This window comes from Modicisalibacter luteus DSM 23508 (assembly GCF_000378505.1).
Lineage (GTDB): Bacteria > Pseudomonadota > Gammaproteobacteria > Pseudomonadales > Halomonadaceae > Modicisalibacter > Modicisalibacter luteus.
In genome coordinates this window covers 92,127-105,383 of the sequence record NZ_KB899990.1, presented here as the reverse complement: position 1 = coordinate 105,383, position 13,257 = coordinate 92,127, and the positions used below count along the sequence as shown (strand labels likewise).

Below are 13,257 nucleotides of genomic sequence, written 5' to 3'. Positions count from 1 at the left end.
TGGCTAGCCGTCGCAGTGGCCGGTGAGAAGCACGACACAGGCGGTACGTTAGCCGATTCACACACATCATAACGTTAGCTGTCGCCCTTTTCGGAAAGGATGCTGTTCAGTCGGGAAAGGACATGATCGCCATAGGGCGTGCTTGCCATCACGCTGGCCTCACGCCCCGCACCCACTACCGATAGCGTCACGGTCAGGTCGGACATGGGAAGCCACCCCTCGCCACGGCTAGGCCACTCGACCAGACACAGGCTGTCTTCGGAGAAAAGCTCACGGGCCCCGATGAACTCGAGCTCCTCGGGATCCCCCAGGCGGTAAAGATCAAAATGGTGAATCTGTGTCTCGCCCAGATCATAAGGCTCCACCAGGGTATAGGTCGGACTCTTGACCGCGCCCTGGTATCCGTAGGCACGCAGGATACCGCGCGACAGAGTGGTCTTGCCCGCCCCCAGCTCTCCCTGAAGGAAGATACACCCACGCCCATTCAGGGCATGGCCCAGTGTCTCCCCAAAGGCGACCTGTGAGGCTTCGTCACGCAGAGATAGGTGCATGCTTTCGCTCAAGAAGAGTGACCGTTATCGAGATTCATCAAGATACGCGCATAGGATGCCAGATCACCCGCCAGCAGGCCACGCTCCCCTTCCTTTTGTGCTGCCAAATCAGCGGCGAGGGCATGTAGCGTCACCCCAGTACGAGCCGCTTGCTCCAGGGGCAGTCCTTGAGCGATGAGTGAACCCAACATTCCCGAAAGGACATCTCCGGTTCCACCACTGGCCATGCCCGGATTGCCGTAGGGGCAGACACCGATGCCCATAGGTCCCGCCACCAACGTACCCGCCCCCTTGAGTACGATCGCGCCATGCCGGCGCTGCTGCAAGTCACGCACGGCGCTCAACCGATCCCCTTCTATCGCTGCGCTACTACTTTCGAGTAGCCGCCCTGCTTCGCCAGGATGTGGGGTAAGCAGCCAATCGTCACGCTGCAGGTCGGGCCAGTACAGGGCAAGCAGATTGAGGCCGTCAGCATCGATAACCAAGGGCTTGCCGGAATCCAGCGCCACCTGAAGCATTCCTTGCCCCCAGGCATCCTTGCCTAACCCCGGACCGACCACGATGACATCGGCCATGTCGACCAGCGGCTCGGCATCGGAGACACCCCTGACGCCACGCGCCATGATCTCGGGGGTGCGTATCAGGCTCGCCCCGACATGCTCCGGTGCCGTCGCCAGGCTGACCTTTCCGGCGCCCAGCCGTGCTCCCGCCTCGCTGGCCAACAAGGCTGCGCCACCGAAGCCAGGCGCCCCGCCAATCACCAATAGGTGACCATGATTGCCCTTATGGCTGGTGCGGCGCCGTGGCGGAAAAGCCTCCCGTACCAGCCCGGCATCGAGTAGATCGGCTTGTGGTTCAATATCGCCCTGCGCCTGCGGCTCGATGCCAAGCGCACGATACACGACGCGTCCGACGTGATCGCCCGCCTTGCCGGTATGCAAGCCGAACTTGTCGGCGATGAACGTCACCGTGACATCGGCGTCGACGGCCGCACCCAGCACGCTGCCGGTGTCTGCCGATAGCCCCGAAGGCACATCTACAGCCAGTACTGGCAGCCCGCTGTCGTTGATGGCAGCAATGGCCGATGCGAATGGCTCACGTACCTCGCCTCCCAGGCCGGTGCCCAGCAAGGCATCGACGACTACCTCCCCGGGCAGCGCCATGCCGTCCTGCCAAGACTGAGCGTTCAGGGCTTCTGCTGTTGCCATGGCATAGGCGCGGGCAGCGTCTCCCTTGAGGTTCTCCGGCGAACGTACGGCAATCAGTGACACCTCAAGACCATCCCGCGCCGCCAGGGCGGCAATTATGTAACCGTCTCCGGCATTGTTGCCTGCTCCGCACACGACGCATACATGCCGGGCCAAGGGCCAGTGTTGGCGTAGCTGCTGGTAGGCGGCCAATGCAGCCCGCTGCATCAGGACAAAGCCGTCGCCCGCTTCCTGCGACGCAATGATACGCCGATCGATTTCCCTGACCTGGGCGGCGAGGTAGAGGGGGTGGCGGTAGCCTCGCGACATGAGCTCCTCCGGTGTGACGTAGACTGTGTTCTAGTGTAGTGTGGCGCCTCTTCACTACTTGCCTTGCTGTTCCGCTTCCTGCGTTCTTCCTCACTCATGATGACACGTCAATCCGTTAAAGACGGCGACTCCCTGGATCTTTCCGGTCTGGCCGAACGTATCCACGAATGGGGCCGCGAACTGGGCTTCCAGCAGATCGGCATCACCGATACCGATCTGGCAACGCATGAGCGTTATCTGGAACGCTGGTTGGCGGCAGGACATCATGGCGAGATGGGCTTCATGGCCAAACACGGCAGCAAACGCACGCGACCGGCCGAGCTAGTCCCCGGCACGTTGCGAGTGATCAGCGCTCGCATGGATTACTTGCCACCCGAAGTCGAAACTACCAAGGTCCTCGGCCAGGCAGACAAGGCCTACGTGTCGCGCTATGCGCTGGGGCGTGATTACCACAAGCTGATACGCAAGCGTCTGGCATCGCTGGCCAAGCGCATCGAGGACGAGGTCGGCCCCTTCGGTTATCGGGCATTCGTCGATTCAGCACCGGTCATGGAGCGCGCCCTGGCGCAAAAGGCCGGCCTGGGCTGGTTCGGCAAGAACTCGATGCTGCTGCACCCCAGGTCCGGCTCGTTGTTCTTTCTCGGTGAGCTTTACACTGACCTGCCCTTGCCCATCGACGCCCCCTTCGACAGCGAGCACTGCGGCAAGTGCAACCAATGCCGTACCGCCTGCCCCACAGGCGCGATCATCGATGACAAGGTCGTCGACTCACGGCGCTGCATTTCCTACCTGACCATCGAGTTGCATGGCAGCATTCCCGAGGAATATCGCGAGGCAATGGGCAACCGTGTATACGGCTGCGATGACTGCCAACTCGTCTGCCCCTTCACCCGCTTTACTCGCGCCAGCCATGAGGAAGATTTCGCTCCGCGCCACGACCTGGACCGCGCAGAACTGGTGCGCCTGTTCGGCTGGGGCGAGGAGGAATTTCTGATGCGTACCGAAGGCAGTGCCATTCGCCGCATCGGCTATGAGCGTTGGTTACGCAACCTAGCCGTTGGACTAGGTAACGCGCCGTGGAGCGAAGCGGTGGAGGCCGCACTACGTGCTCGCCTGCCCTACCCCTCCGACCTGGTTCGTGAGCACGTGCGCTGGGCACTTGCCAGGCAACACGGCAAGCGCCAGCGATTGATTGCGGTCAGTCCTAACCACTAAGAGCGTTGGGACAAGTTACTACGCGTCTCCTGTCTTGCCTTCATCCAGGCGCAGGAAGGTACGGCGATAATGTGCCAGTTCGCTAACTGATTCGTGGATGTCATCCAAGGCACGGTGTGTGTTTCGTTTCTCGAAACCTTTCAGTGCGTCGGGATTCCAGCGCTTGGCCAGCTCCTTGATGGTGGACACGTCCAGGTTGCGATAGTGGAAGAAGTCATGCAGGGCTGGCATCTCACGCTCGAGAAAGCGCCGGTCCTGATGCACGCTGTTGCCACATACTGGTGAGCTTCCAGGCACTACGTAGCGGGCCAGAAATTCCAACGTCAGACGTTCGGCCTCAGCGGTGCCGATCTTGCTGGACTTGACCCGATCGATCAGCCCCGACTCGCCATGGGTACGTGTATTCCACTCATCCATGGCCGCCAACAGGCTATCAGGCTGCTTGACCGCCAGCACCGGGCCTTCGTCAATCAGGTTCAGCTCGCCATCGGTAACCAGCGTCGCCACTTCGATGATCCGCTCCTTGTTGGGATCGAGGCCGGTCATTTCCAGATCGATCCAGACCAATAGATCCTTGCGTGGCGCGTCGGACTGTTCGGGCATGCGGCACTCCTGTCTTAGACTATAAAAAAATACCAGTATCGATCGGCGTCCTTGGGCGGACATGGCGGATCGCGCTGGGTACAATACGTCCATTGTACGCCCAGCCGAGGTTGCATGAGCAAACGTAAGCTGTCGCGCCAACAACGTTGGCGTGTTGAGAAGATCCAGGCCGAGCGCGCCGTCCGTGCCGAAAAGCAGGCCGCGCGTGAAGACTACGCGTTGGAAGCCGGGGAATACGGTCCCGAGATTCCCGGCCGGGTTATCGCTCACTTCGGACGGACTCTCGATGTCCAGGCGCCCGAAGACACCGAAAACCATCGCTGTCATTTGCGGGCCAATCTCGAAGGTCTGGTTACTGGCGACCGGGTAATCTGGCGCCAGGCGCAAGATGGCAGCGGTGTAGTCGTGGCCAGGGATACGCGCGACAACGTACTCGAGCGCCCCGATCCGCGTGGCCAACTGAAGCCGGTCGCCGCTAACATCGATCAGATACTGATCGTCTTCGCTGCCGAACCCGCTCCCTTCGCCAACCTGATCGATCGTTACCTGGTCGCGGCCGAGGCCACCGACATTACGCCGGTACTGGTTCTCAACAAGGTCGACTTACTGCCTGAGGGTGGCGGTGAATTGGGCGCCCTGCTAGAGCGATACGCCGCCCTGGGTTATGCCGTGGTACGTGCCACTACCCAGACCGCACAGGGCCTGGATGACTTGCATGCCAAGCTGCGGGACAAGACGTCCGTGTTTGTAGGGCAGAGCGGAGTTGGCAAGTCTTCACTCATAGACCGGCTATTGCCGGATGAGGCCCTGCGTATCGGTGCGCTCTCCGAGGATTCGCGCAAAGGGACACATACCACCACCACGGCCCGCCTCTATCGGCTGCCCATCGGTGGAGAGTTGATCGATTCGCCGGGGATTCGTGAGTTTGGGCTCACTCACCTCGACGAGCAGCAAGTCACGGAAGGCTTTGTCGAGTTCCGTGACGTGCTGGGCCACTGCCGTTTCCGCGATTGCCGTCATCGGGATGAGCCTGGGTGTGCCCTGCTCGAGGCGGTAGCCCAGGGCGACATCGCCAAAGAGCGTTTTGCCAGCTATCGGCGCATTCTGGACAGCCTGAACTCGTAGTTAGTGAGCCTCTTCATTCGCGAGAACCGCCCGGGTTGTGCCATGATCGGTGCCAATACCGAGTGTCCGCGTAAGGAGAGTCATCCATGAGCTCTGAATCCAACCTCCTGCCGCTGATCGTCGAGCCGGACCAACTGGCCGAGGTCATCGACGATCCCCAGGTACTGATTATCGATGTGCCACTCAAGGCGGACAGCTACACGGCAGGCCACGTGCCCGGTGCAGTCTTCCTGGACCATCGCCGCCTACTGCGTGGTGACGGGGAGGTTCCCAATGACGTTCCCGAGGAAGACGCCCTATCGGCCCTGTTTTCCTCGCTCGGCCTGACCCGGGACACCCATGTGGTGGCCTATGATGATGAAGGCGGCGGCTGGGCCGGGCGTCTACTCTGGACCCTCGAGCTGATTGGACATACCCGCTATTCCTACCTGAACGGCGGTATTCATGCCTGGCGTGCCGAGGGACTGCCCGTATCAACGGAAGATCACGTACCGGAGCCCAGCGATTATCAGGCAGAGTTTCTTCATCCTCAGGTTCTGATCGAACGGGAGGAACTTGCCGAGCGCCTGAATGACAAGCACCTAGCAATCTGGGACGCGCGATCTCCCGAGGAATACCGGGGAGAGAAAGGCAAGAATAAGCACCTGGGTCATATCCCCCGCGCCATCAACATGGAGTGGACTGATGCCATGGATCGCGAACGCCAACTACGCATTCGTGACTATGCCGAACTGATCACCGAACTCGAGGCTCAGGGGCTCACGCCTGATATGGAAGTGATTACTCACTGCCAAAGTCATCACCGCAGCGGATTCACCTGGCTGGTCGGCAAGGCCCTGGGCTTCGACAGGATGCGTGCTTACGCTGGATCCTGGCAGGAATGGGGCAATCGCGACGATACGCCGATCGAAAAGTAGCGAAAACAGACACTGCAGGCTTGCCGACACCGCCTCGGCAAACGCTGTATCAACTTGTCTCTTAGGCCCGCTACGACTATGGTGGCGGGCTGTTTCACTATGGATTCCGAACCGTGGATCGCGATCAGCTGTTTTCCCTCATCCAGTACCCGCTACCTCATCACCTGATTTCCCGGTTGGTGGGGCAACTCGCCGAGTGCCGTACGCCCTGGCTGAAGAACCTGTTGATCGAACAGTTCATTCGCGTCTTCGACGTCGACATGAGCCAAGCCCTAGAGCCCAACCCGCACACCTATGACTGCTTTAACGCTTTCTTTACCCGTGCCATGCGAGACGATGCCCGCCCCATCGGCGATGGCCTGGTTTCCCCTACCGATGGCGTACTCTCACAATCCGGGCGTATCGAACATGGCACATTGATCCAGGCCAAAGGGCAGGCCTATTCGTTGACTACCCTGCTCGGGGGAGATTCCCGGCGTGCCGAGCCATTCCGCAACGGCAGTTTCGCAACCATCTATCTTTCGCCCCGGGATTATCACCGTGTCCATATGCCGCTGGGTGGCACGCTGCGCGAAATGGCTTACGTCCCGGGGCGCCTGTTCTCGGTCAATCTGGCTACCGCCGCTAACGTCCCCGGGCTTTTCGCGCGAAACGAACGCCTGGTTTGCATTTTCGATACGGAGTTCGGCCCGATGGCCATGGTACTGGTCGGCGCAATGATCGTGGCCGCCATAGAAACCGTATGGGCGGGGCAAATCACACCAAAATCGGGCCAGGTCCAGACGACCCGCTACAATGAAGCCATCGAATTGGCCAAGGGAGCCGAGATGGGGCGGTTCAAGCTCGGTTCCACTGTCATCCTGTGTTTTCCGCGTCCCGTCGACTTTCGTGAAGACCTGTCCATTAATAACAGCATGGTCAGCATGGGGCAGCCACTTGGGCAGTTCCATGACACCTGATACGTAGAATTCAGTTCCTAGGCGTTGGGCGTGGCAAATGCCATGACATCGGCCACGCTATCCTTGCCCAGCACCAGCTGGATCAACCGGTCCAGCCCCAATGCTACACCACAACCCTCCGGCATTCCGGCCTGCAAGGCCGCCACTAGCCGCCGATCAACATCCACCGGCGGCTTACCAAGGCGCTCGCGTTCACGATTGTCTTCGTCGAAGCGGTTAGCCTGCTCCTTGGCATCGGTCAGCTCATGGTAGCCGTTGGCCAGTTCCAGGCCATTGATGTAAACCTCAAAACGCGCTGCCACCTCGACACCATCCTCCGGGTCGTAACGGCGCCTGGCCAGGGCTGCCTGACTGGCCGGATAATCGATGACCACATCGATTCCGTCACGACCCAGCCCGGGCTCAATCATCACGCTCATCAACAAGTCCAGACAAGCGTCTCGCTCGCTTTCCATCATGTCGATCTGGCCATGCTGCATCGCCAGCTGCCGCAGCGTACCGAGAGGTGTCGTAAAGGGGTCAACCTGCAACGCCTCGCGAAACAGATCGCGATATCGGCGTTGGCGACACGGTCCAACACTCGGCAGGACATGGCGTATCAGGGCATCGGTCTCGCCAATCAGCGTATCCAGAGTGAATCCGGGACGGTACCACTCGAGCATGGTGAACTCGATGTTGTGACGCCGCCCCACCTCGCCATTACGAAAACTGCGTGCCAGTTGGAATATCGGACCACTGCCGGCAGCCAGTAGACGTTTCATGTGGAATTCCGGTGACGTCTGCAGCCACAGCCGCTCGCAGCCCGCCGGCGTGGTCGCCGCCAGACACAGCGAATCGAGATGCACATCGGTGCTCCCGCCATGGCCCAGTACAGGCGTTTCCACCTCCAGTACATCACGCTCGGTAAAGAATGCCCGTATCCTTGCCAATAGACGAGACCGCTCGCGCAGTGTCTCGATGCTCGCCGTAGGATGCCAGTCATCAGTCATGTTTTGCTCCTTGTGAAAACCAAAAGGCCACGCATCCAAGCGTGGCCTTCAAGCAGGGCACCCGTCTTCACGGGCGCGCAATGAGCATAGCGTGCCTGTTTCCAACGTCACATCACCGAGCGCAACAGCGCCGATTATGCCCGAGAAACGTACTCGCCGGACCGTGTATCGATCTTGAGCACCTCGCCCTGATTGATGAACAATGGCACTCGCACCACAGCGCCGGAAGACAGCGTAGCCGGCTTGGAGCCGCCTTGGGCGGTATCGCCCTTCAGGCCGGGATCGGTCTCGACCACTTCCAGCTCGATAAAGTTGGGTGGCGTTACGCTGATCGCGTTGTCGTTCCACAGGGTCACGGTATAGGCCACCTGCTCCTTGAGCCACTTCTCGGTATCACCGAGCGCCTTCTTGTCGACCGCGTACTGCTCGAAGGAGCCGTCAGTCTTCATGAAGTGCCACATGTCCCCGTCGGTATAGAGATATTCCATCTCCAAGTCCATGACGTCAGCGCCTTCCAGCGATTCGCCGGACTTGAAGGTACGCTCCCAGACGCGCCCGGTAATCAAGTTGCGCAGCTTGACGCGGTTGAAGGCCTGACCCTTACCTGGCTTGACGAATTCGTTCTCGACGATGTTACAAGGATCGCCGTCCAACATGACTTTCAGACCGCCCTTGAATTCGTTGGTAGAATAGTTCGCCATGATTCCTCGCTGAAGATTCCTTCGTCTGGCCTGCCGGCCGGACGTGCATGAACTGACCCGCGAAGCGCATGTCGCCTTCGCATTGATATAGTGTGGCGCATGATAACCCGAAGCCCCGACCTTTTGCAGAGCGTTATCCCCACAGTAACGGACGAAGCTCGAGACTGGCAGACACAGCTCGCCAAGGCCATTCGCGATCCACGCGACCTACTCGCCCGGCTGGGCCTGGACGAGCGCTGGCTGCCGGGTGCCAGTCAAGGGCATGCGCTGTTCGAGGTGCGCGTTCCCGAGGCATACTTGTCTCGGATACGCCGGGGCGACCCCCACGATCCGCTGCTCCGTCAGGTGCTTCCCGTGACTGCCGAGACAGACAGCGTGGCCGGTTTCGTCAGTGACCCGCTGGAAGAAGCGGAGCATACGCCCCGCCGAGGCCTGATCCACAAGTATCATGGGCGAGTATTGTTGATCGGCAGCCCGACCTGTGCGATCAATTGCCGTTACTGCTTCCGGCGTCACTTCCCCTATGCCGAGAATTCCCCCTCGCGCACTCAATGGGAGGAAACGCTGGGGTATCTGCGCCGTGACCCCAGCATCCAGGAAGCGATCCTGTCCGGCGGCGACCCTCTGGCTTCCAACGATAAGCGCCTGGCCTGGCTGGTGGGGCGCCTCGGTGAAATTCCCCACCTGCGCCGGCTGCGGATCCATACTCGGCTGCCGGTGGTGATTCCCGACCGGATAGACAACGCCTTGCTGGCCTGGTTAAAGGATACCCGGCTGCAGACCGTCATGGTACTGCACATCAACCACCCCAACGAGATCGACGACGCTGTCATCGAGGCCTGTAAGCGCCTGCAGAATGCGGGTGTGACCCTGCTTAACCAGAGCGTGCTGCTGCGGGGCGTCAACGATGAGGTGGCTACATTGGCCGAACTCTCCGAACGGCTGTTTTCCGCCGGTGTCCTGCCCTACTACCTGCATGTCCTCGATCCGGTAGCTGGCGCTGCCCATTTCGACGTGCCCGATGCCGAAGCGGTGGCCCTGATCGATGCGTTACGGACCCGCCTGGCTGGCTTCCTGCTGCCACGCCTGGTTCGTGAGGTCCCTGGAGAGGCCAGCAAGTCGCCATTGTAGCCAAGACGAGATACCGTCAGTTCAAGCGCGCCGAATGATCGAGGCGAAGGCAATCACCGACAGCATGGCCACGATCAGCATCGCCAACGCCGTGGTCAGGCTCGTAAGTTGCGCCACGAAGCCGATCAAGGGGGGCCCGGTGAGTAACCCGGCATAGCCCAGCGTGGCTACAGCGGCGATCGCCGGGCCACGGCGCATGGTCCGGGAGTTGCCTGCCGCGCTGAACAAAATGGGAATCATGTTGGCCAACCCCAAACCAATGATACCAAAGCCCACCAGAGCGACGCCGAACGATGGCGCCAGCAAGGTCAAGGTCATGCCACTCGCCGCGAGGGCTGCGCTTAGCCGGGCCGCCAGAACCCGACCGACACGCGCCACCACGCGATCGCCAAATAGCCTGCCCAGAGTCATGGTCAGCGAGAAGCTGGCGTAGCCCATCGCCGCCAAACCTGGCCCCAAGGAGAAGGCATCACGCAGGTAGATGGCGCTCCAGTCGTTCATCGCCCCCTCGCAGAACAGCGTGAACAGCGCCAGCACGCCGACACCCAGCAAGGCACCACGCGGCAGCACGAACTGTGGACCACTGGCCTCGCCCTGGCCGTGTAGCGCCACCCGTAGCGCCGGAACGCAGGCCACCAACAGCACCGCTGCCAGCAGAGAGACGTGGGCCCACGGCGCCAGCCCCATTTCCAGCAGTAGCCCGCCGCCTCCGGCTCCGACCAGCCCCCCCAGGCTGAAGAAGCCATGAAACGAGGACATGATCGGCCGCCCGTAGCGCTTCTCTATGTCCACCGCCTGGGCGTTCATGGCCACATCCATGCTGCCGTTGCCCAGACCGAACAGTACCAGCGCCGCGAACAGGATGGGCAGCGATGGCGCGACGATCGGCCCTATCAGTGCCAGGCAATAGATCGGCGTAGCGACCATGACAACGGTGCGGCTGGTATAGCGCTCGATGAACTGCGCCGTCAACGGCATGCTGACGATAGCGCCTATGGCCACCCCCAGCAGGGCGATGCCCAGCCATCCGGGGGTAAGGTCGAGGCGCGCCTGAAAGAGCGGGATATGCGGCACCAGGCTGGCCGTGACCAGCCCGTTGATCAAAAACAGGCCGAGTACGCCTAGGCGCGCCAGACGCACCTCTCGGCTACTGCTGTCAGCTAACTCAGACAATATTCGGCATCCTTTCCGAAAAATACATCCGTAGGAGTTACTTGAGCGTGTCGGCCGTGACGTTGGGCGCCGCTTCTGTGTGCGTGGCCAAGTGTCGGTTGAGCGCCCCCATGACTGCCTTCATCGAGGCGCTGGTGATGCTCTCGTCAATGCCTACGCCGAACACGGCCTTGTCATCGATGCGCACCTCGACGTAAGCGATGGCTTCCGCCTCGGCGCCCTGTCCTCGTGAATGCTCATGATAGTCGATGATCTCAATGTTCAATCCATGGGCACCAAGCGCCTTGATAAACGCAGCCAGTGGGCCATTGGCAGTGCCATGCAGGGTCTCGCGGCTATCGCGATCCTCGATGACCGCCTCGAGATGCACACGCGGGCTGTCCGGCTCGGAGGAAAGGCGGTGATTGACCAGCGCATACGGCGACGTTCTGTCCAAGTACTCGTCGGCGAAGGCCTGGTAGATCATCTGCGAGGTGATTTCCTTGCCGGTACGCTCGGCGACCTCTTGAACCACCTGGCTGAACTCGATGGACAACCGTCGCGGCAGCTCGATGCCATGCTCCTCTTCGAGCAGGTAGGCGACACCGCCCTTGCCGGACTGGCTGTTGACCCGGATGACCGCCTCATAGCTGCGGCCCACGTCGAGCGGATCGATCGGCAGATATGGCACTGCCCACATGGCATCGGGATGCTGACGGCGCTCGGTCATGCCCTTCTTGATGGCATCCTGGTGCGAGCCGGAGAACGCCGTGAACACCAAGTCGCCGACGTAGGGATGGCGGGGGTGTACCGGCAGCTGGTTGCAATGTTCGACCTCACGCATGATCGGCGTGATGTTGGAAAAATCGAGCTGTGGATGCACGCCTTGGGTATAGAGGTTCATCGCCAGGGTAACGATATCGACGTTGCCGGTACGCTCGCCATTACCAAACAGCGTGCCCTCGACACGATCGGCGCCAGCCATCACCGCCAGTTCAGCCGCCGCCACCCCCGTCCCCCGGTCGTTATGGGGATGCACGCTGACCACCAGGCTATCGCGGTTGGCAACGTGACGACAGAACCACTCGATCTGGTCGGCATAGTTGTTGGGCGTGGCAATTTCTACCGTGGCCGGCAGGTTGACGATCATCGGCTTGTCGGGGGTCGGCTCATAGCTCGCCGCCACGGCATCGACAATCTCGACGGCGAAATCGAGTTCGGTTGAGGTGAACAGTTCCGGTGAATACTGAAACGTCCAGTCGGTCTCGGGATGTTCCGCCATGCGCTGCTTGATGAGTTCAGTGGCATCGGTAGCGATCTTGATGCACTGGGGCTTGTCGACGTTGAACACCACGCGACGGAACACCGGATCGGTCGCATTATAGACATGAACGATGGCCTTCCTGGCCCCCTTTAGGGCTTCGAAGGTACGCTCGATAAGATGCGGTCGGGCCTGGGTCAGCACCTGTATGCTCACGTCGTCCGGCACCAGGTCGTTGTCTATCAGCTCACGAACGTAATCGAAGTCGATCTGCGAGGCCGAAGGAAAGCCTACCTCGATCTCCTTGAAACCGATCTTCACCAGCATCTCGAAGAAACGACGCTTGCGTTCAAGATCCATGGGGTCGATCAGCGCCTGATTACCGTCGCGCATATCGACGCTGCACCATACCGGCGGATGAGTGATTCGCTGATTCGGCCATTGACGATCAGGCAGGTCGACGGCAACGAAGGGACGGTACTTGATGGACGGATCAGGCAACATCATGGCGGAAATTCCTCGTCTGGCAGTGCGGGTCAGAACATTCGGAGCGAGTAACGAAATACCCCGCTGAACTTCGGCTCAGCGGGGCAACGCGACAATACTTTGGATGCGTCTTGTCAGACGCAGGCATCCACCGAACAGAGCAACAGCCCTGATGGCGGACGAAAAACAAAACCGATGGGAAATGAGGCTGGGAGTGACTGACCGGCATTGTGTTGACTCTCGTAGCTCGACAGGAAGGACTCAGTGCCCAAGGGCACACAGACACGGTGGCGCAATCAAAGGGCGCCTGGTAGTCGTAGCGATAGCGAGAGAACGCAAGTACCGGTATTCATCCTTCAAGAAAACCAATTCATCAGAAGCTTGTCAACTCCAGCCAGCAATCAGGTAGTGGCCGGTGCCGTCGACAGGATCGTCAGCAGGTTCTGGGCCTGCGTGGCAGCATCGCGACCAAGCCCGGTCAGATAACCGCCATCGGGTTGGGTCACCAAGCCACGCTCGTAGAGGCGCTGTGTGGCAGCGACTTTCTCAGGCATTGCCGATGAGTGCACCTTGATTCCCTCGTGAGTCGTCGACAAGTTGAACAGGCACAGAACGTTAAGCTCATCGATCATGTCAGGCGTGTAAGTCAT

General features: G+C 60.4%; 13 protein-coding genes. 5 read left to right on the top strand and 8 right to left on the bottom strand.

The features are described from left to right. Positions 1–74: 74 nt before the first annotated feature. Both tsaE and F568_RS0103130 read right to left on the bottom strand, forming a co-directional pair. Complete coding sequence (tsaE, locus tag F568_RS0103135; RefSeq protein WP_019017245.1) at positions 75–551, bottom strand: tRNA (adenosine(37)-N6)-threonylcarbamoyltransferase complex ATPase subunit type 1 TsaE; 477 nt, start codon at positions 549–551, stop codon at positions 75–77. 8 nt (positions 552–559) lie between these two features. Then, positions 560–2,068, bottom strand: a complete 1,509-nt coding sequence (locus F568_RS0103130; protein WP_019017244.1) for a bifunctional ADP-dependent NAD(P)H-hydrate dehydratase/NAD(P)H-hydrate epimerase — start codon at positions 2,066–2,068, stop codon at positions 560–562. A 99-nt stretch (positions 2,069–2,167) separates the two neighbouring features. On the opposite strand from F568_RS0103130, the gene queG reads away from it, so the two are divergent. Next, positions 2,168–3,283, top strand: a complete 1,116-nt coding sequence (gene queG, locus F568_RS0103125) for a tRNA epoxyqueuosine(34) reductase QueG (protein ID WP_040475828.1) — start codon at positions 2,168–2,170, stop codon at positions 3,281–3,283. Between the two features lie 18 nt (positions 3,284–3,301). Here queG and orn read toward each other — a convergent pair whose 3' ends face one another. Further along, positions 3,302–3,886 (bottom strand): oligoribonuclease, encoded by a 585-nt coding sequence (gene orn, locus F568_RS0103120; protein ID WP_019017242.1) that lies wholly within the window; start codon positions 3,884–3,886, stop codon positions 3,302–3,304. 114 nt (positions 3,887–4,000) lie between these two features. Here orn and rsgA point away from each other — a divergent pair, with 114 nt between their 5' ends. The 3 genes from rsgA (at position 4,001) to asd (ending at position 6,887) form a co-directional block, all read left to right on the top strand. After that, positions 4,001–5,011: a small ribosomal subunit biogenesis GTPase RsgA gene (gene rsgA, locus F568_RS0103115; RefSeq protein WP_019017241.1), complete on the top strand. Its 1,011-nt coding sequence runs from the start codon at positions 4,001–4,003 to the stop codon at positions 5,009–5,011. 86 nt (positions 5,012–5,097) lie between these two features. Continuing rightward, on the top strand, positions 5,098–5,928 hold the full coding sequence (locus F568_RS0103110) for a sulfurtransferase (protein WP_019017240.1): 831 nt from the start codon (positions 5,098–5,100) through the stop codon (positions 5,926–5,928). 113 nt (positions 5,929–6,041) lie between these two features. Next, positions 6,042–6,887, top strand: coding sequence for an archaetidylserine decarboxylase (asd, locus tag F568_RS0103105; RefSeq protein WP_019017239.1), 846 nt, complete (start codon positions 6,042–6,044; stop codon positions 6,885–6,887). Positions 6,888–6,904: 17 nt separating this feature from the next. Here asd and epmA read toward each other — a convergent pair whose 3' ends face one another. Beyond that, on the bottom strand, positions 6,905–7,876 hold the full coding sequence (gene epmA / locus F568_RS0103100) for an EF-P lysine aminoacylase EpmA (RefSeq protein WP_019017238.1): 972 nt from the start codon (positions 7,874–7,876) through the stop codon (positions 6,905–6,907). A 134-nt stretch (positions 7,877–8,010) separates the two neighbouring features. Beyond that, positions 8,011–8,577 carry an elongation factor P gene (gene efp / locus F568_RS0103095; protein ID WP_019017237.1) on the bottom strand — a complete coding sequence of 189 codons (567 nt, stop codon included), beginning with the start codon at positions 8,575–8,577 and terminating at the stop codon, positions 8,011–8,013. 99 nt (positions 8,578–8,676) lie between these two features. Between efp and epmB the strand changes: the two genes are divergently transcribed. Beyond that, positions 8,677–9,708: an EF-P beta-lysylation protein EpmB gene (gene epmB, locus F568_RS0103090; protein ID WP_019017236.1), complete on the top strand. Its 1,032-nt coding sequence runs from the start codon at positions 8,677–8,679 to the stop codon at positions 9,706–9,708. 21 nt (positions 9,709–9,729) lie between these two features. On the opposite strand, the gene F568_RS0103085 is transcribed toward epmB, so the two are convergent. The 3 genes from F568_RS0103085 to F568_RS0103075 form a co-directional block, all read right to left on the bottom strand. Continuing rightward, positions 9,730–10,881: an MFS transporter gene (locus tag F568_RS0103085; protein ID WP_019017235.1), complete on the bottom strand. Its 1,152-nt coding sequence runs from the start codon at positions 10,879–10,881 to the stop codon at positions 9,730–9,732. 37 nt (positions 10,882–10,918) lie between these two features. Next, complete coding sequence (gene leuA, locus F568_RS0103080) at positions 10,919–12,628, bottom strand: 2-isopropylmalate synthase (protein ID WP_019017234.1); 1,710 nt, start codon at positions 12,626–12,628, stop codon at positions 10,919–10,921. 380 nt (positions 12,629–13,008) lie between these two features. Beyond that, on the bottom strand, positions 13,009–13,257 hold the full coding sequence (locus tag F568_RS0103075; protein ID WP_019017233.1) for a TIGR02647 family protein: 249 nt from the start codon (positions 13,255–13,257) through the stop codon (positions 13,009–13,011).